13 protein-coding genes are annotated in these 17,067 nt (G+C 69.0%); 4 read left to right on the plus strand and 9 right to left on the minus strand.

Annotated elements, in window-relative coordinates; all coding sequences use genetic code 11:
* The first annotated feature begins 142 nt into the window (after positions 1-142).
* On the plus strand, positions 143-4,357 hold the full coding sequence (locus HUW62_RS18450; protein ID WP_176435158.1) for an alpha-2-macroglobulin family protein: 4,215 nt from the start codon (positions 143-145) through the stop codon (positions 4,355-4,357).
* 42 nt (positions 4,358-4,399) lie between these two features.
* On the opposite strand, the gene HUW62_RS18455 is transcribed toward HUW62_RS18450, so the two are convergent.
* The 7 genes from HUW62_RS18455 to HUW62_RS18485 form a co-directional block, all read right to left on the minus strand.
* A complete protein-coding gene (locus tag HUW62_RS18455; RefSeq protein WP_176435159.1) occupies positions 4,400-5,128 on the minus strand; it encodes a 2OG-Fe dioxygenase family protein in 729 nt (242 codons plus the stop codon).
* Between the two features lie 139 nt (positions 5,129-5,267).
* Positions 5,268-5,987, minus strand: coding sequence for a double-CXXCG motif protein (locus HUW62_RS18460; protein ID WP_176435160.1), 720 nt, complete (start codon positions 5,985-5,987; stop codon positions 5,268-5,270).
* Between the two features lie 4 nt (positions 5,988-5,991).
* Positions 5,992-6,660 (minus strand): TIGR02269 family lipoprotein, encoded by a 669-nt coding sequence (locus HUW62_RS18465; protein WP_176435161.1) that lies wholly within the window; start codon positions 6,658-6,660, stop codon positions 5,992-5,994.
* A 53-nt stretch (positions 6,661-6,713) separates the two neighbouring features.
* The gene (locus HUW62_RS48805; RefSeq protein ID WP_255203495.1) at positions 6,714-7,538 is read right to left on the minus strand and encodes a c-type cytochrome; all 825 of its coding nucleotides are present in this window, start codon (positions 7,536-7,538) and stop codon (positions 6,714-6,716) included.
* Positions 7,539-7,553: 15 nt separating this feature from the next.
* A complete protein-coding gene (locus tag HUW62_RS18475) occupies positions 7,554-8,672 on the minus strand; it encodes a metallophosphoesterase (protein ID WP_176435162.1) in 1,119 nt (372 codons plus the stop codon).
* Between the two features lie 13 nt (positions 8,673-8,685).
* Positions 8,686-9,999, minus strand: coding sequence for a cytochrome-c peroxidase (locus HUW62_RS18480; protein WP_176435163.1), 1,314 nt, complete (start codon positions 9,997-9,999; stop codon positions 8,686-8,688).
* Between the two features lie 194 nt (positions 10,000-10,193).
* Positions 10,194-11,567 (minus strand): DUF2156 domain-containing protein, encoded by a 1,374-nt coding sequence (locus tag HUW62_RS18485; protein WP_176435164.1) that lies wholly within the window; start codon positions 11,565-11,567, stop codon positions 10,194-10,196.
* Between the two features lie 493 nt (positions 11,568-12,060).
* Here HUW62_RS18485 and HUW62_RS18490 point away from each other — a divergent pair, with 493 nt between their 5' ends.
* The 3 genes from HUW62_RS18490 to HUW62_RS18500 all read left to right on the plus strand — a co-directional run bounded on the left by HUW62_RS18490 (position 12,061) and on the right by HUW62_RS18500 (position 15,533).
* On the plus strand, positions 12,061-12,807 hold the full coding sequence (locus HUW62_RS18490) for a hypothetical protein (RefSeq protein WP_217911408.1): 747 nt from the start codon (positions 12,061-12,063) through the stop codon (positions 12,805-12,807).
* Positions 12,804-13,391: a hypothetical protein gene (locus HUW62_RS18495; protein ID WP_255203496.1), complete on the plus strand. Its 588-nt coding sequence runs from the start codon at positions 12,804-12,806 to the stop codon at positions 13,389-13,391. Before HUW62_RS18490 ends, HUW62_RS18495 begins: the two co-directional genes overlap by 4 nt.
* A 174-nt stretch (positions 13,392-13,565) precedes the next feature.
* A complete protein-coding gene (locus HUW62_RS18500; protein WP_176435165.1) occupies positions 13,566-15,533 on the plus strand; it encodes a DNRLRE domain-containing protein in 1,968 nt (655 codons plus the stop codon).
* 10 nt (positions 15,534-15,543) lie between these two features.
* On the opposite strand, the gene HUW62_RS18505 is transcribed toward HUW62_RS18500, so the two are convergent.
* Together HUW62_RS18505 and HUW62_RS18510 are read right to left on the minus strand one after the other, a co-directional pair.
* The gene (locus tag HUW62_RS18505; RefSeq protein ID WP_176435166.1) at positions 15,544-16,479 is read right to left on the minus strand and encodes a biosynthetic peptidoglycan transglycosylase; all 936 of its coding nucleotides are present in this window, start codon (positions 16,477-16,479) and stop codon (positions 15,544-15,546) included.
* Positions 16,480-16,542: 63 nt separating this feature from the next.
* The coding region (locus tag HUW62_RS18510) for an NlpC/P60 family protein (protein WP_176435167.1) at positions 16,543-17,067 on the minus strand (525 nt) is incomplete at its 5' end.

Consider the following 17,067-nt stretch of genomic DNA (forward strand, 5'->3'; position numbering starts at 1 on the left):
CCCATTCCGGTGGGTCAGCTTCGCCCAACCCCGCCGCTCGGGCCACCCGCGCACGGTGGCCCCTATCGGAGACACACCGAGTCCTGCTCAGCTTGAGTCCCTGGCGCAGAACTTCCCGCCAGTTCAGTCGTTCAGAGCCTCCATGACCCTCCCTGTCCCGCGTCTCCGCCGGGTGCTCCGCACCCTGGGCCTCGCCGCGTCACTCCTCCTGGTGCCGGGCCTGGTGCTCGCCGCCCGCCCCAACGCGCCCTCTCCCGAGGGTCGCGACCGCCCCCTCACCTTCGTCTCCACCGACAAGCCCTTCTATCGACCGGGTGAGTCCGTCCTGGTGCGAGGGCTCGTGCTCCAGGCCCTCTCCCACAAGCCCATGACCGGCGGGGTGAATGCCCTCATCGAGGTTCGCGGCCCCCGGGGAGACCTCATCGCCCAGGGCCGGGTGGCCTCTCCCGAGACGGCCTGGGGCTACTCGTGGCCCATCCCCGCCGGACAGGCCGGTGGTGAGTACACCCTGCGCGTCAGCGACCCCTGGACGGCCGGGGCCCCGGTGGAGCGCAAGTTCGAGGTGCGGGCCTACCGCGCGCCCCGCCTGAAGACGCAGGTCCAGTTCCTCCGCGACGGCTACGGCCCCGGAGACACCGTCACCGCGACGCTCGACGTGACGCGCGCGGAGGGCGGCGTGCCCGAGACGGCGAAGGTGACCGCCACCGCGCTCGTCGACGGCGCCAGCGTGGCCCAGGAGAGCTGCACGGTGGACCCGCGGGGCCGCTGCACCGTCCGCTTCAACCTGCCGAAGAACATCGAGCGCGGCGAGGGGACGCTGGCCTTCACCATCCAGGATGGCGGCGTGGTGGAGACGGCGGCGAAGACGATTCCCATCCTCCTCCAGACGTTGGACCTGGCGATGTACCCGGAGGGCGGTGAGCTGGTGGCGGGGCTGACGTCGCGCGTGTACTTCGAGGCGAAGACGCCCGCGAGCAAGCCCGCGGACCTGACGGGCGTCGTGCTGGACATGAAGACGGGCAAGATTGTCGCCAACGTCCGCTCGGAGCACGAGGGCCGGGGCCGCTTCGAGCTCACCCCTCGCGCCGAGACGAACTACGCGCTGCGCATCGACTCGCCGGCCGGCATCAAGAAGACCTTCCCGCTGCCCGCCGTGAAGGCGAGGGGCGCGGTCATCCGCGCGCGGGAGGACGTGATTCCCCCGGGCGGGCTGGTGCGGCTGGTCGTGAGCAACACGGGCGTGGGCCGGACGTCGGTCTCGCTGAGCCAGCGCGACCTGCGAGTGGCCTCGGCGGTGCTCGACGCCGATGACGAGAACCCGGTGACGTTGGATCCAGGCAAGGCGGATGGCGTGCTCATCGCCACGGTGTGGGACGCGGATGGACGGCCCTTGGCGGAGCGACTGGTGTTCCGTCAGCCCGCGAAGGAAATCACCGTGGAGCTGAAGGCGGACCGCGCCCGCTACGAGCCGGGCGCGCCCGTGGAGCTGACGGCGCGCACCCTGCGCGACGGCGAGCCCGTCTCCGCGCTGGTGATGCTCACCGTCACCGACGACGCGGTGCTGCAGCTCCAGGAGAAGCGCGAGCACGCGCCCTCGCTCCCGGTGATGGTGCTGCTGGAGCACGAGGTGAAGGAGCTGGCCGACGCGCAGCTCTACTTCGACAAGAAGAACCCGAAGTCGCGCCTCGCGGTGGACCTGCTGCTGGGGACCCAGGGCTGGAGGCGCTTCGCGTTCATCAACCCGCGCACCTTCATGTCCAGCCATGGAGACGCGGCCCAGCGCGCGCTCGCGATGCACGCTTCACTGCGGCTGCCAGGCCTGCGCGACGACGTGGAGCGCGGGCAGCGCCGTCCCAAGGCGCCAAGCGCCAAGGGCGGCATGCGGTGGAACAAGGCCCAACCGGTGGTCCAGGAAGAGCGAGAAGAAGGCGAGGCCGCTGGCGCTTTCAGGGATGACGCCGTGGCCGCCGGGGGCGTGGTGGCCGTCCCCGTGGCCGCCAGGCCCGCGGCTCCCCCTGCTCCCGCCGCTGCGCCTGCCCCCGCCCCTGTCGAGCCTGCTCCCGTTCTGGCCGCCGAGGCCGAGATGCAGCCTCCGGCGGAAATCCAGATGCAGAGGATAGAGGTCCTCGATGCGCCCCACGACGAGGAGATGCCCAGGAAGAAGAGGGCGATCGCCAAGGAATGGGAGGAGCCGCTTCAGGCCTCGCCGTTCATCTATCTCCGCGAGTACGCGCACATGACGCGGCCGGGTCGCAAGTCCGGGGACCGGGTGGACTTCGCGGAGACGCTCTACTGGAACTCGGGCGTGCGCACCGACGCGCGCACCGGCGAGGTCCGCGTGCGCTTCGCGACCAACGACTCCGTGACGACGTTCAAGGCCACGGCCGGCGCGGTGGGTGACGGCGGTGAGCTGGGCTCGGCCGTGGCGGAGCTGGAGTCCTCGCAGCCCTTCTACGTGGAGCCGAAGCTGCCGCTGGAGGTGACGTCGGGTGACGTCGTCCGCCTGCCGGTGGCGCTGGTGAACGGGACGGACGCCGCGCTGACGGGTGTCTCGCTGAAGGCGGAGCTGAAGGGCGACGTGAAGCTGTCCGGCAACAAGACCATGGACCTGGCCGCGAACGGGCGCGGGCGCCAGCTCCTCTCTCTGGAGATTGGCCAGCAGTCGCAGCCGGTGGACCTGAAGCTCATCGCGAGCACGGGCAACTACATGGACACCGTCACCCGCACGCTGTCCATCAAGCCCCGAGGCTTCCCTGGCACCGTGTCCTTCGGCGGGCTGCTGTCCTCGAAGAAGCCGGCCACGCACACCATCACCCTCCCCGACAGCGTGCTGCCCGGCAGCATCCGCGCGAGCATCGCCCTGTACCCGGGCCCCGTGTCCAACCTGACCGAGTCGCTCGCGCGCCTCATCCGCGAGCCGAGCGGCTGCTTCGAGCAGACCAGCTCCACCACGTACCCGATGACGATGGCGCAGCAGTACTTCCAGACGCACACCGGGGTGAATCCGGAGCTCGTCGCCTCGGCTCGCGAGAAGCTGACGTCGGGCTACCAGCGACTGGTGGGCTTCGAGACGAAGGAGCAGGGCTACGAGTGGTTCGGCGAGGCCCCTGGCCACGAGGCCCTCACCGCCTTCGGCCTGCTCCACTTCACGGACATGCAGCAGGTCCACAACGTGGACACGCAGATGCTGCTGCGCACGCGGGAGTGGATGCTGAAGCAGCGGGATGGCCAGGGCGGCTTCAATCGCAAGCGTCGCGCGCTGCACGTCTGGGTGGAGGACGCGGACACGTCCAACGCGTACATCACCTGGGCGATGCTGGAGAGCGCGCCGCAGAAGGACGCCACGGCGAAGGAGCTGACGCGCGAGGTGGCCGCGGTGAAGCAGGCCGCGACGAAGAGCAGCAACAGCTATGTCGTCGCCCTGGCGGCCAACGTGCTGTCGCTCGCGGGTGACAGCGCGTCAGCCAAGGCGATGATGGGCCGGCTCGCGAAGCTCCAGCAGCAGAACGGCGTGGTCAGCGGCGGCACGCAGTCCATCGTCGGCAGCTCGGGGGACTCGCTCGAAATCGAGACCACGGCGCTGTCCGTGCTCGCCTGGCTGCGCGAGCCGGAGTACCTGGCGAACGTGCAGCGCGCGATGAAGTACATGGCGGAGTCCAGCGACGGGGGTCGCTACGGCTCGACGCAGAGCACGGTGCTCGCGCTGCGCTCCATCATCGCCTACGACAAGGCCCACGCGGCCAACCTCCGCCCGGGACGGGTGCGCATCTTCGTGGAGGGTCGCCCGGTGGGTGAGCCCGTCAGCTTCACGGGCTCCGCGCAGGAGGCGCTCAAGCTGCCGGACGTGAGCAAGCTGCTCGGCCCGGGTGGGCGTCAGCTGGAGCTGCGCATGGAGGATGGCTCGGAGCTGCCGTACACGGTGGAGGTCACCTTCAACGCGCTGGTGCCGGACAGCTCCAAGGACACGCAGGTGTCGCTGGAGGTGGCCTTGGCGAAGCACGAGCTCATCGAGGGCGAGCCCACCGAGGCCCGCGTCATGGTCATGAACCGCACCGGCCTGCACCTGCCGACGGCGGTCGCCATCTTCGGTGTGCCTGGCGGCCTGGAGGTGCGGCATGACCAGCTCAAGGAGCTGGTGAAGCGCAAGGTGGTGGATGCGTACGAGGTGATTGGACGCGACGTCGTCCTGTACTGGCGGGGCATGGAGGCGAAGAAGCGCATCGACGTGCCGCTGTCGCTGGTGGCCTCGGTGCCCGGCACGTACACCGGCCCCGCGAGCCGCGCGTACCTGTACTACGCCGATGAGCACAAGGTCTGGTCCGAGGGCGTGAAGGTCACCATCGCCCCGAAGTCCTGAGTCGCTGAAACCCGTGGAGGGCTTCCAGGGACTGCCCGTCGCTCAGGGTCCCTGGAAGCTCTTCGCGCGGAAGGTGAGCACCAGCGTGTCGCGGTGCCCCTGGGCGCCCACGGGTTGGATGGGCGTGCTCTCGTGGATGACGCGCTCGTCGTCGAGCAGCAGCGCCGACCAGGGCTCCGTCAGCGTGAAGCGGATGCCGTTGGGGCCCGCGGCCTCGAACACGCGCGTCTCTCCGCCCTTGATGTCCTGCCGACCGACGAGCAGCACGACGACGAAGTCCACGCCGTCGCGGTGCGCGCCCTCGGGCGTCGGCCGGCCGATGCCATCCGTGGTGTCGATGCGGAACTGGTGCGACTCCACGAACCAGGTCTGCTGCCCCTTCAGTGCGGACGCGCAGGCAGCGAGCTGGCTCAAGAGCCGGGGCCACTCGGGACGCTCGACGACGGTGGACGTCATCGGCTCGAACCAGCGCTCCAGGCCGCCGTGCAGGGCGTTGTATTCGACGGGCTGCCAGTGCGCGCGGTGGGGCACGGAGGTGACGGTGTCGCCGTCGACGATGAAGCACGAGTGTCGACGCGAGCGATACCGGCCACCGTCGCGCAGGTAGCTGTCCGCCGGGAGGTCATCCCAGGTGGGGCGCCAGAGGTCCATCGTCGCGGCGGGGATGCCCACCAACTCGGACAGGCCCGCGCGGTCCAGGACGGCATAGCCCCGGTCGCGCAGGGTGGTGAGGGCATCGGGAGGAGCGGAGATGGGCGGAGAGAAGCTCATGGGCGCGAGGACACCGTTGCCGGCGAGTCATCGTCCTTCCGGACACCGTCGTCAACACTCGCGTCTCGTGCGGGCTCGTCGGTCCTCCAAGTGAAAGGCCCGGAGTGCTGGCAGGCGGGCACGTCGCAGGCTCGCGAGGTCAGCGCACTGGAAGCTCGCGGAATGTCAGCCCGTCGAGGCCGAGCTGCTCCACGGCGTCCTTGAAGCGCTGGGTGACGACGAGCACCATCGCGAAGTTCCTCAGTCTCATGAGGTCCAAATCCAGCGGGAGTGACGACGCGTCGAGGATGGGCTCCTTGGGGAGACTGAAGCCATGTCGACCACACTTCGGACACGCAGGCTGCGTTGAGCGCGGGATGCAGTCCGGGTGCAGAAGACCACGCGGTTCGACCGCCAGCTCCAACAACTCCTCGACATCCTTGGGCCGAAAGCGCAACTCGGTCCTGACCCCTTTCAGTCCCCTCAATCCGGAGGACTGCAGGCGCGCCAGCGCGTCCGGACGAACGAGCACGACATCTCCATACTGCTGGAGGAAGGCAGCGAAGGGCCCCCGCGCCGTTCCCACCAAGGGGCCGAACAAGGCTCCCGGCAACAAAGGGCTGTCCGGTGGCAGCAAGGGCCTGACCTGCTCGCGCAGGCCCTCGTACGCATCGAAGTCCTTTTCCAAGTAGGCCTTCGCGAGCTTCTTCGCCGCGGGATGGCTCGTCAGGTCCAGGGCGGGATAGTTGAAGCCAGTACTGGCCCAGGTCGCATGGCACAGAGGACAGGTGACCCCCGGCAACCCCCATTTGTGCCGGGCTTTGTACGTGCCCTTCTGCCGCTCGCCGTCACCCCGCTCCAGATGGAAGAAGCGCGTCATGGTCTCAGTACGCGAAGGAAGGGCCTACGAGCAGATGGTACGGCAGAATAGGTCCCACCAAATCGAAGCGGATGATCATCTCTCGAGCGTATCGGTACATGTCCTCTTGGGTCGCACCGGTGTGGTTATCACGGAACTTCCGCCATTCTCCATTCCAAGGTCCACCGCTGAATCCCCTGTGGATGCGGTGATGGGTGTCGATGTCGATGAGCATCGTCTCCTTATGGATGTTGATGCCCTGCCGCTCGAACCAGTCTTTGAACTCCTGGGGAAAGATGTGGTGCTTCTCGCGAGGCTTCGTCGCCAGCGCCTTCGCCATCTCCAGCAACCGCTTCTGACTGGGCAGCAGCTCCCGCCCGTACCAGCGAATGATGAAGACGGGCTGCGCGTCCCCGGGCAACCCCTGGACATAGCCCCAGTTGCGTTGCGGTGAGCGCACCGCGCTCGGCGGCAGCACGAACGAAGCACCCCGCGCCGGCACCACCCGGCCCCAGGACTCCACGTCCTCGCACCGATAGAGGCCACACGCCTCCGCCGCGCACAGGAACGTGACGCACGCGCCTTCCTCCAGCCGCGTGTACTCGTCCGGATACTCGTGCTCGCGCGCTGGTGTCGGCGTCGTCGCGCATGATGACAGCCAGACTCCCAACCAGCACCACAGCCACCGCTTCATGACGCCCCCCAGGCAGACCTTCCGCCCGAGGGGTCATATCAAACGCACGCGGCCTACTTCTTCCCGTACTCCAGCTTCGTGCCCTTCCGCTGCGCGTAGATGTACGCCTCCATCGCGCGCAACCTCGGGTCCCCATCCGCGAGCGGCTTGCCGCGCACCGGGTTCTCGATGCACCAGTTGATCATGTCCCGCAGCAGCGCCACCCGGCCCAGCTGCACCTGGTACTTCGGATACGTCTCCGGATGCGTGTTCGATGCATCCGGGTGGCACATGTCACAGGACACCGCAATCGTCCCTCCCACCGCCGCCGCGTCGTGGAACACCCGGTGTCCCTCGTCCACGAACTGCTGCGTGGACGCCGCCCACACCGCCTCGTCTCGCTGGGTGAACGCGCCGTAGGAGTGCCCGTCCTGGATGTTCACCCCCGCCTCCTTGCGGACCTCCTTGCCACCGCTCTCCGCCGTCACCCCTCCCTCGCGCATGTCCCCTCCCGTCGCGGGCTTCTGCGTCCCCATGGGCGGGTTCTTCTGCTGTGGCGCCTGCTTCTGTCCCTGCGCCACTCCGGGCGGAGGCGCCGGGTCCCAGTTCGCATCCGGGTTCTTCTTCAGCCACGTCTCCATCAACTCCGCCGACACCCGCGCCGCCTGCTCGCGCGTCAGCGACTGCCCCTCCTTGACGCCCTTCACCTCCAGGGACGTCTCTCCGTCACACATCCCCACCACCAGGTTGCCGTCCTTCGACACCGGCACCTTGTGACGCGGCAACTCCGTCGTCTGAAGAGACTCGGGGCGCGGCGCGGGACTCGTGGCCAGTGCCACGCCTCCCGCGAAGGACAACAGCGCTCCCGCTCCCACCCACAGCTTCATCCGGTAGGTCATCGTGTCCCCTCGCGCTCAGTAGCTCGGAAGCTTCGTCCGGGGCGGCGCATCCTGCTTCCCGCCCGACGCGAGGTAGCTCGCGCGCACGGTGATGGGATTGCGCTCCCAGAGGTTGTACAGCTTGTCCACCAACCCCGACTCCAGCACGTCCATCCGCCCATCCCCGCAGCCGTCGAACTGGCTGAACGGGTCCGGCCGATTCATCTGCACCGTCAACCGCGGCAACCCCTCCGGCGCATACGGCCACGGCCACGCCGTGGACAGCATTCCGTGGAACTGGATGTTGTTGATGCGATTGCTCAACAACTGGTGCGTGTGCCCATGGATGACGGTGACACGCTCGAAGGGCTTAAGCAGCGCCTGCACCTCGTCCGCGTCGTCCGTCCAGAAGTTCCAGGGCCGGTAATATTTGTAGAGCGGCGAGTGGCTGAAGACGATGACCGGCGTCTTCTTGTCCACCTTCGCCAAATCTTGCTTCATCCACTCGCGCTGCTCACCGCCCACCTCGAAGCGAGACTGGATGCCATTGTCCAGGCCCGCGACAATCTGCATCCGCTCCTTCGGCGTGAGCTTCCGCTCCGTCCAGAAGTCCTTCTCGTGAATCGAGTTGAGCACCACGAAGTGCACGCCCTTGTGGTCGAACGAGTAGTTCGGCGCGCCGAACAAGTCCCGCCACAGCTCCCCCATGTCGAGGAACCAGTCGTGCTCGCCCACCATCATCCGCACGGGCGCCTTCACGCTCTTGAGAATCTGCGCCCCCAGCTTCAGCTCACCCGCCTGTCCCAGCTGCGCCAGGTCTCCGCCGAACAAGACGAAGTCCGGCTGCGGGTCCAACCCGTTGACGTCGTCCACCGCCTTCAGGATGGAGCGGATGAAGCGGTCATTCAGCTTCTGCTCGTACAGGTGCGTGTCGGAGATGTACGCGAAGGAGAAGCGCGGCTTCGTCCCCTGCGCCTCCGCCACGTTGACGAGCTGGAAGCTCTGCGGCGACCTCAAGCCCATCCCCGCGACGATGCCCGCGGACATCCCCGCCACCCGCAGGAAGGCGCGCCGGTCCAACCGCTTCAGGCCCTCGAAGAAGGCGTCGCGCTCCTCGTAGTGCTTCGTCTCGATGCTTCGGAACTTGTTCCCCATGGACGGCGCCTCCTCAGGGCTGCTTCGTCGAAGCGGGTTTGGGCAGCGTCTCGGTGCCATACACACCGATGTCCGCCGGGTTCTTCACCGACAGGTCCGGATTGGGCGCCAGGTCTCCCAGGTTGCCCTTCTTCCCCAGCGCCACCGCGGTGTCCCGCTCCGGCCGCTGGCCCTTGCGCCCGCGCTGCCTCGTCAGCTCCTGACCGCTGTATTTCGTGAAGCGCTCGTCGGTCAGCGTGAAGAGGAAGGCCACCAGGTCATCGATTTCAGGCTCCGTCAGCCCCAGTCGCTGCATCCCACCGTCCAGGAACGGATTGGCCACCCCGCCCTTGTTGTAGTGGTCCATCACATCCCACAGCGTCGGCAACGAGCCGTCGTGCATGTACGGGCCGGTGATTCCGACGTTGCGCAGCGTGGGCGTCTTGAACGCGCCGACGTCGTTCTCCTGCTTCGTCACCAGGAAGCGCCCCAGCTCGGAGAAGCGCGTCTGCAGCGCCAGCTCGTCAATCTGTCGCTCGTCGCCCAGGCGGACGACCTTCACGCCCTCGCGCGCCAGCTGCGGGAAGTCCTGCTTGTGCGCGGCGACGCCGATGTTGTGGAACTTCTGGTCGCTGAACAGCGGCGACACCGCGTTGCCCGCGTGACAGGAGTTGCACCGCGCCTTGCCGTTGAAGAGGGCCCAGCCTCGCAGTTCCGACGCGTTGAGCGCCTTCGACTCGCCGTGGATGAAGCGGTCGAAGCGCGCGTTGCCGGAGAACTGCGTGCGCTCAAAGGCGGCGATGGCCGAGGCCAGGTCGTCGTAGGTGATGTCCCGCTTGAAGACGGCCTGGAAGGCGGTGACGTACTCGGGAATCCCCCGCAGCTTCGTCACCACCGCCTCTGGCGAGGGCATGGCCATCTCAATCGGATTCAGGATGGGCAGCTTCGCCTGGTCCTCCAGCGTGGACGAGCGCCCGTCCCAGAACTGCGAGGCATTGAAGAGCGCGTTGAGCACCGTGGGGCTGTTGCGCATGCCCTTCTGGCCCTTCACCCCTTCGGCCACCGGCTTGCCATCCGTGAAGCCCTTGTTCGGGTCATGGCACGTGGCGCAGGACGTGCTGTCATCCAATGACAGTCGCTTGTCGTTGAAGAGCTTCTCGCCCAATGCCACCCGCTCGGGTGTCGGCGCCGCGCTCGCGGGCACCGACAGCTTCCACAGCACGAGCGACACCCCGGACGGCAACGGTGATGGTGGCGGAGCCGAGCTCTGTGTTTCGGGCGCGGCGTGGCCCTCGTGGGCCCACAGCAACACGGCGAGCGACAGGGCAACGCCTGACGGCGTTCGCATGGTCACCCCTCCCAACCGGCAACGGACGACGCCGCGAGAAAGTCGCGGCGCCCGATGCCGGAACAGCTCTTTCTGGAAAACACCATTTTCCTCGGCCTGCGGTCCAGGAGACCGACGGAGGAGTGTCCACCTGTGGAAACCCACGGGGTCCGCGAGGCGGGTGAGGTGTTGAGTCTTGGAGGAAGCGCGGTGCGTCAGCGCGCGGGCAGGCGGAAGGCGCGCGCGCGGACGAGCAACCCGGAGGCGGTGGCCGGCGCGAGCACGGCGGCGGTGATGACGAGCCAGTCCACGGGGCCGCGCGCTCGCTCCACGTTGTAGGTGGCGGCCTGCACGAAGGTGAGGCACGCATCCGCGGCGGTGAGGCACACCAGCGCGGTGGCCAGGTTGTCTCGCCAGCGGCGCACCAGCGCGAAGAGTCCCGCCGCCAGCCCCACGTCGAACAACACCCAGCTCCACTGCACGCGCATGGAAGGGAACCAACGCGTGGTGGCGGGCAGCGCCAGCAGCGCCGTCCACGGAATCAGCAGCACCGCCAGCCCGTGCACCAGCAGCCGGGGCCGCCGCAGCAGCGTCGTCACGCCGAAGCGCAGCAGACTGCCACGCGCGAAGGCGCGGAGCGCGTCATACACGGCGAGCAGTTCCCCTCGGGGCTCCGGATACGCGAGCTGGAGCGGCACCCAGGTGTCCGGACGGAACTTCGCCTTGAAGGCGCGCAGGCCCTCGAAGTCGAACAGCGGCTTGCCGCACGCGCGCGCCAGTCGCAGCCATGGCGGTACGGGGCCCGCGAGCGGCGCCAGGCCCAGCGTCACATAGCGCCGCCCCTCGGCGGAGGCCGCGCGCATCGCCGCGTCCACCAGGGCCTCGGCGGTGCCGTTGGGCGCCTCGGGGTCTCTCAAGAGGTCCTGGAGGAACCAGCCATCTCGCGCGTAGACGGGCGACACGAGCAGGACGCCCACCAGTTCGCCCTTCACCTCCGCCGCGAAGGCGCGCTGCTCCCTCGCGAAGGCATCCGGACTCAGCTGCACCAGGAAGCCCATGGGTGCCATGCGGCGCGAGGCCAGCCAGCGCTCGCGCAGTCGCTCCAAGGCCTGTCGCGTGGGGTGCTCGGCATCCTCCAGCACCTGCGCGGGGAGCTCGCGCACCACGACGTCATGGGCGCGCGCTCGGCGGAGCTGTTCGCGCAGGCTCTTGCTGCCGCGCACCACCGACTCCCAATGCGAAGGCTCCCACACCGGCTGCTCGCCAATGGAGAGCGACTGCATGGGCACCCACTCCATGAAGCGCGGCTCCGTGGCGAAGAAGCACACCCGCCGGCCCGCACGGCGCGCCGTTTCCTGGAAGCCCGCCACCGCGCGCGCCAGGAACTCCGGCGCGGTGATGGGCGCGCCCGCCGCCACCCATGCGCCGCCCGTGTCCACGTACGCGACGAAGGCATCTCCCGCCGGGTCGAACCAGTAGCGGAAGCCCGGCATCAACACCTGGAAGGACGTGGCGTTCCACCCGAACCGGCGCAGCAGCTCCAGCGCCCGCTCGCGCTCTTGCGTTCCTGCCTCGCCGTCGGCGTCCACGTGACTCGAGCTCCTCGGGCCGTCAGGGGCCCGCCAGGTTCCTCGCACCGAGAGCCCTCCCGACGCCGACGATGCGCGCCTGGCGGGACTCTCCAGGGATGATGCCCACCTCGCGGAGACGTGTCTCACGCCGCGTCACTCGCGGGCAGTCCACGCGGTCCTCGGCCATGAGGCGCACCGTGCCGGGCAGTGAGCTGGCCTCATACGCACCTCTGGAAATATGCCTCCACGGGAGGGCGCCCCACCTCGCCCTCCGAGCGCTCGCCTGTCCAGCAGGCACAGTGCGAAGCAAGCCGCACCGCCCACGCCACGACGCGGTGCGAAGCGGGCCACACCGCTCACTGCCGCCCACGCGCGGCACCACGAAGCTCCGGGCAGGTCGCGAATGACCGCGTGAAACATCTGTCGACAGTTCACCAAGTCGCGCGGTGCACGAGTCGACGCCGTGAAGCGACACGCTAGACACGGGGCCCCTTTCACAGGAGCTCCCGGCTTGAGTCCTTCCAGACGTCCCGGTGCCCCCAGTGGCGCCGGGCACATCCCGCCCTGCATCCTCGCCGTCCTGCTGCTCTCCACACCGTCCGCCGCCGAACCGTCCGCCGCCGAGCCTTCGACAGGCGTGCGCACCAACACCGCGCGCCTCATGGGCACCGACGCGGCCGAGGTCATCGACGCGCCCGTGCTCGGCCTCCAGCGCACCGCGCTGCCCCTGTTCGCGGGGCTGGCGGTGGACACCTCCGTCTACGCGGACGTGATGCTCGCGCCCAACGTGGGCTTGCGCTGGGCGATGGCGGCGGGCCCGCACCGCCTGGTGCTCGGCGCGCGCTACACGCGGTTCATCGGCGCCTCCGTCTACTCCAGCATCGTCGAGTCGGAGACGCCCTCCATCCAACGCTTCGAGCCGGAGCTGAGCGGCCCGTCCTTCTACGGCGTCTACGGCCTCGCGCTCGGTCCCCTGCTCGTGCAGGGCGAGGCGCGCTACGCGCACTACACCTCCGACTATCTGTCCTTCACGGGCGGCGTCGCCTTCAACTTCACAGGCCCCTGGTCCGTGGTGGGCGAAGCGGGCGTGCGGGTGAAGGGTGGAGCGACGCTCCGAGCCGCCGCTGGCCTCCGCTATGGAGGAGAGCACCTCGGCTTCGGACTGGGCGTCACCTACGTGGACCTGAGCGACCCCGCTGTTCCGGGAGAGGAGCTGCCCGTCCTCCCCGTCCTCGACCTCTCCTGGACCTTCCGATGATGACCCGCGCGCTCCTCGCTTCATGCTTCCTGGTGTTGTCCGGCTGCTCGGCTGAAATCGCCATCGAGACCGTGCCCTTCGACGTGCGGGTGCCCGTCACCTCCGTCCTCCAGCCCGTCTACGCGGAGGTGGCGTTGGACCTGCCCGAGGAGTCGGTGAACACCGAGGACCTGGACCTCGTGGTGGAACAGGTCGCCTCCACGCTCGACGTCGTCAATCCATCCACGACGCTGACGCTGCGCACCTCCATGCGACTGTCCTTCACCGGGCAGGCCACGCCGGAAGAGCCCCTCCTCTACACGGACCTGAACCGGCCCGCGTACTACACCCAGGCCGCGGAGATTCTCCCCTCGCGCGAGTTCAGACCCGCCAGCCGCACGGCGGTGCGCATCGACAGCCCCGCGCTGAAGGACGCCGTGGGACGCAGGCGCGTCTGGTTCATCGTCAGCAACACCGTGGCGCGCGGGGACCTCGGCGCGCCGCAGCTCCCGGTGGAAATCCTGCTCGAGAACATCGTCTTCCAGGCCGTGCTCACCAAGCCGTTTCCGGGCCTGGGCGGCGCGCTGGAGGTCGGAGGACTGTAGCCCCACGCTTCACCCCTCGCGGCCCTCGCCACTTCCCTGGGACGGAAGCGCGCTGCCCTCGTCTCGCACTCCGGGACGAGGCGCGCGTCGTGCCGCGCACCGCGCTCGCCCGTGGAGCGCGGCACCCTCGATGCACAGCGAGCCCCCCACGAGTGTCGAGCCTGGGGGGGATGGATGCGCGGAAAGTGGAAGCCGGGTTGGAGGGAAGCAGGTGTCGTCGCGGTCCTGGCCCTCCTTCCGCACTGCGGAGGAAGCACCTCGTCCCAGGGCGCCGAGCCCCTGGTGCGGCATGGAGACTCCGCCGCCGGAGGAGGCACCTTCGTCGCGGTCGCCGACGCACAGGTGGACTCCTCGCGGCCCTCGATGAACCTGGGCGCGGAGGAGCAGCTCTGCGTGGACCGCTCACCCACCGAGTACCGTGCCTTCCTGCGCTTCCAGGTGAAGGGCGTGCAAGGCCGCGTGAAGCGCGCCACCTTGCGCCTGTTCGTCACCAATGGCTCGGAGGACGGCCCAGTCGTCCATCGCGTCGACGCGCGGTGGAAGGAAGACGAGGTCACATACGACCGGCAGCCCGCGCCCTTGGGGCCGCCCCTGGCCGACGCGGGAGCACTGCGCGCCGGAAGCTGGACGGAGCTGGACGTGACTCAGGCGGTGACGGGCAACGGCGACCTGAATCTCGGGCTCTATTCGACGGGTGTCGACGGCTCGGACTTCAGCTCGCGCGAGGACAGCAACCCCGCCCTGCATCCACGCCTCGTGGTGGAGCTGGAGACGGCCTCACCGAGACCTCAAGCCCCCGCGCCCGACTGGGTGCTCCACCGGGGTGGACACGGTGACGAGCAGGTGCGGGTGATGGCGACCGCGGAGAACGGCCTCGACTTCCTCGTGGCAGGCGCCTTCACCGGCAGCGGCGACTTCGGAGGCGAGGTCTTCCTGGGTGAGCGGGGCCTCGTCGTCGCGCGCTATGGAGCGGACGGCACGCACCAATGGTCTCGCGCGTATGCCGTGGGCGAGCAGGTGGGAGCCACGGGTCTCGCCGTCGCGGACTCGGGTGAGGCGTGGCTGGTGGGGACGTATCAAGGCGCTCCCGACCTGGGCACGGGTGCGCTGCCGCGCATCGACGAGACACCGGGCACCGCAGGCTTCTTCCTCCTCAAGCTGTCACCGGACGGCGAGCCGCTCTGGTCCAAGGGCTTTCGCGCGGAGCACACCCCCTCGGCCTCTGGCGTCAGCCGCACGGCGATGGTGCGCGCCCAGGCCGTGGTCATCGACCCGCAAGGCAGCCTCGTCGTCACCGGCCACTTCCAGGGGGAGATGGGCCTGGGCCGAGGCAGGCTGTTCGCGGACCCGGGCAACCGGACGCGGGATGCCACCGTGACGGCGCTCTTCCTCGCGAAGTTCCATGCGAATGGCGCGCACGCCTGGTCCCTCGCGTTTCCAGGGGGAGACTCGGGCACGCGCGTGGAGGCGCTCGCCACGGATGGCTCGGGCTTCATCTACGTGGGGGGAGACACCGACTCCTCGTTGCTGGGAGCGACAGCGCCACGCACGCCCTTCCTCGGGAAGCTCTCCGCCAACGGCACGCCGCAGTGGTTCCGCGCGCTCAACGGAGCTCGCGGCAGTGTTCGCGCGCTCGCGCCGCTCGCCCAGGGGGACGTGGCCTTCGCCGGTGACGTCAGCGGCACGTTCTCCTTCGGTGGAGAGGAGCACGACGCGAGCGAGGACGTGCTGCTCGGCACGCTGCACTCGACGGCCGCGGAGGGCTGGGTGCGGGTACTGGGAGAGCGAGGCGCGGCACGGGCCCACACCCTGGGACTGAGCTCGGCCGGCGAGCTCTTCATCGGAGGGTGGACGCGAGATGAGCGCCTGGATTTGGGAGGCGGCGCGCTCGGCAAGTCCTCTGTCCCGCGCGGTGACGTCCTCCACTTCCTGGCGCGCTATGACGCCTCGGGTGCCCACCTCGACTCGCGGGCCCTGGGAATCACCGGCCCGGGCAACGTGGCGCTCCAGGTGACGCCCGGTGGCCAGGCGCGGGTCTGCATTCCATTCGAGGCGTCGGTGGCACCAGAGGACACGACGTACACCTCACGAGGTGAAGGGGACTTGTTGTTCCTCCAGCTCACCTCCGAGCCACGGCGCTGAAGCGCTCGCGTCACGCGTCGTCGCCCGTGTCCTCCTCTTCCTCGCCGCCGCTGCTCGCGGCGGGAGTCCGGCCCAGCAACCGGTCGATGTCCGTGCGGGCGGTGGCCGCGTCCTCGCCGGTGATGCGGCCCAGGGACGCAAGCTGATCGACAATCCAACGGGCGCGCTTCCACAGCGCCCGCGAGCCCGATTTCGGAGAGCGCTTGCGAGGCGCCGGCAACATCGCGGCGAGGATGGCTCCTTGCGCCACGGAGAGCTGGGAAGCAGACACGCCGAAGTGCTCACGCGCACCGGCATCGATGCCGTAGACGCCGTTTCCCCACTCCACGAGGTTGAGGTACAGCGCGAGGATGCGCTTCTTCGTGAGCGCTTCCTCCAGGCGGTGGGCCAGCACCAGCTCCTTCGCCTTGCGGAACAGGCTCCGGTCCGTGGACAGCCAGAGGTTCTTCGCGAGCTGCTGCGTGATGGTCGATGCGCCACGGCCGAGCTGGCGCTTCTCCCAGGCATCACCCATCGCCTTGCGCAACTCCGCCGTGTCCACCCCCTCGTGGCCGTAGAAGCCCCCGTCCTCGGACACCAGCACGGAGGCCACCGCGTGCCTGGAGATGGACGTGAGCGGCACCCACTGCTGTCGGCGGCGGACCTTCTTGCCTGCCTCCCGAGCCTCCTCGGCGCGCTGGTCCATCAGCGCCGTCGACTTCGGGTTCTCCCGCACCAGCGACTCGGCCTCCGGGAGCGTGACGTACTCATACACGCCGAAGCCGAGCAGCAGCACCGCCAGCCCGAGCAATCCCCGTCGCCGCCACGACTTGAAGCGCGGCGTCGGCGTGGTGCGGGTAACAGAGGGCGCCGGAGGAACAACGGCCACCTGTGACGCGGACTGGGGCACGGCCTCGGGTTGCTCCGAGGTCTCAGGGACTTCTGGTCGTCCGTCCGTGTTCGACATCAACGCCGTGCATAGCGCCTCCGGCCTCCGCCGTCACGCCCCCGTCAGAAGCCCTGTCCTCTCTCAGCGGAGAGCGCTCGACGCGGCGACGGGCTCCACCTTCCAGCGCTCATCGACCGAGGCGAACCCGGCCACCAGCTCTCCCGCCAGGTAGCCTCGGTTGCGCTTGTCGCGGCGACGGAGCCAGTCGTTGAGGACGCGGCCTTTGTCGTCCTTCCTCGCCTCGGGACGCGCCAGGTTGAAGCGGCTGCGCTTCACCCCGCCACCCGCGCGGTGGACGAACGTCACGGTGCCATCGGTCCCCACCCGCTCGACGATGCCGATGTGCGTGAGGCCGTCGTTGAGTTGCCCATCCTTGTTGCGGTCGATGGTCTCCCGGAAGAACACCAGGTCACCGGCGCGCGGCTCCTCGCGCAGTGCGCCCAGCGTGCCCGCCTTCCGGTAGATGGCCTTCACGCCATTCTCTCCGGGCAGCGTCAGCTCCGGCAGCAGGCTGAGGCCGGGCTTGCGGTACGCGAGCTGTGTCAGGCCCGAGCAGTCGTCGTTCACCGCCGTGCTCACCGTGCGCAGCGAGCCCAATCCTGTCTC

It is taken from the genome of Myxococcus sp. AM011 (assembly GCF_013372595.1).
Lineage (GTDB): Bacteria > Myxococcota > Myxococcia > Myxococcales > Myxococcaceae > Myxococcus > Myxococcus eversor.

What these genes read in the sequence shown, in the direction of transcription:
- HUW62_RS18475 (WP_176435162.1), bottom strand. Translation starts at nt 8,672, where the DNA reads ATGGGGAACAAGTTCCGAAGCATCGAGACGAAGCACTACGAGGAGCGC.
- HUW62_RS18465 (WP_176435161.1), bottom strand. Translation starts at nt 6,660, where the DNA reads ATGAAGCGGTGGCTGTGGTGCTGGTTGGGAGTCTGGCTGTCATCATGC.
- HUW62_RS18500 (WP_176435165.1), top strand. Translation starts at nt 13,566, where the DNA reads ATGCGCGGAAAGTGGAAGCCGGGTTGGAGGGAAGCAGGTGTCGTCGCG.
- HUW62_RS18480 (WP_176435163.1), bottom strand. Translation starts at nt 9,999, where the DNA reads ATGCGAACGCCGTCAGGCGTTGCCCTGTCGCTCGCCGTGTTGCTGTGG.
- HUW62_RS18450 (WP_176435158.1), top strand. Translation starts at nt 143, where the DNA reads ATGACCCTCCCTGTCCCGCGTCTCCGCCGGGTGCTCCGCACCCTGGGC.
- HUW62_RS18505 (WP_176435166.1), bottom strand. Translation starts at nt 16,479, where the DNA reads ATGTCGAACACGGACGGACGACCAGAAGTCCCTGAGACCTCGGAGCAA.
- HUW62_RS18495 (WP_255203496.1), top strand. Translation starts at nt 12,804, where the DNA reads ATGATGACCCGCGCGCTCCTCGCTTCATGCTTCCTGGTGTTGTCCGGC.
- HUW62_RS18460 (WP_176435160.1), bottom strand. Translation starts at nt 5,987, where the DNA reads ATGACGCGCTTCTTCCATCTGGAGCGGGGTGACGGCGAGCGGCAGAAG.
- HUW62_RS18455 (WP_176435159.1), bottom strand. Translation starts at nt 5,128, where the DNA reads ATGAGCTTCTCTCCGCCCATCTCCGCTCCTCCCGATGCCCTCACCACC.
- HUW62_RS48805 (WP_255203495.1), bottom strand. Translation starts at nt 7,538, where the DNA reads ATGACCTACCGGATGAAGCTGTGGGTGGGAGCGGGAGCGCTGTTGTCC.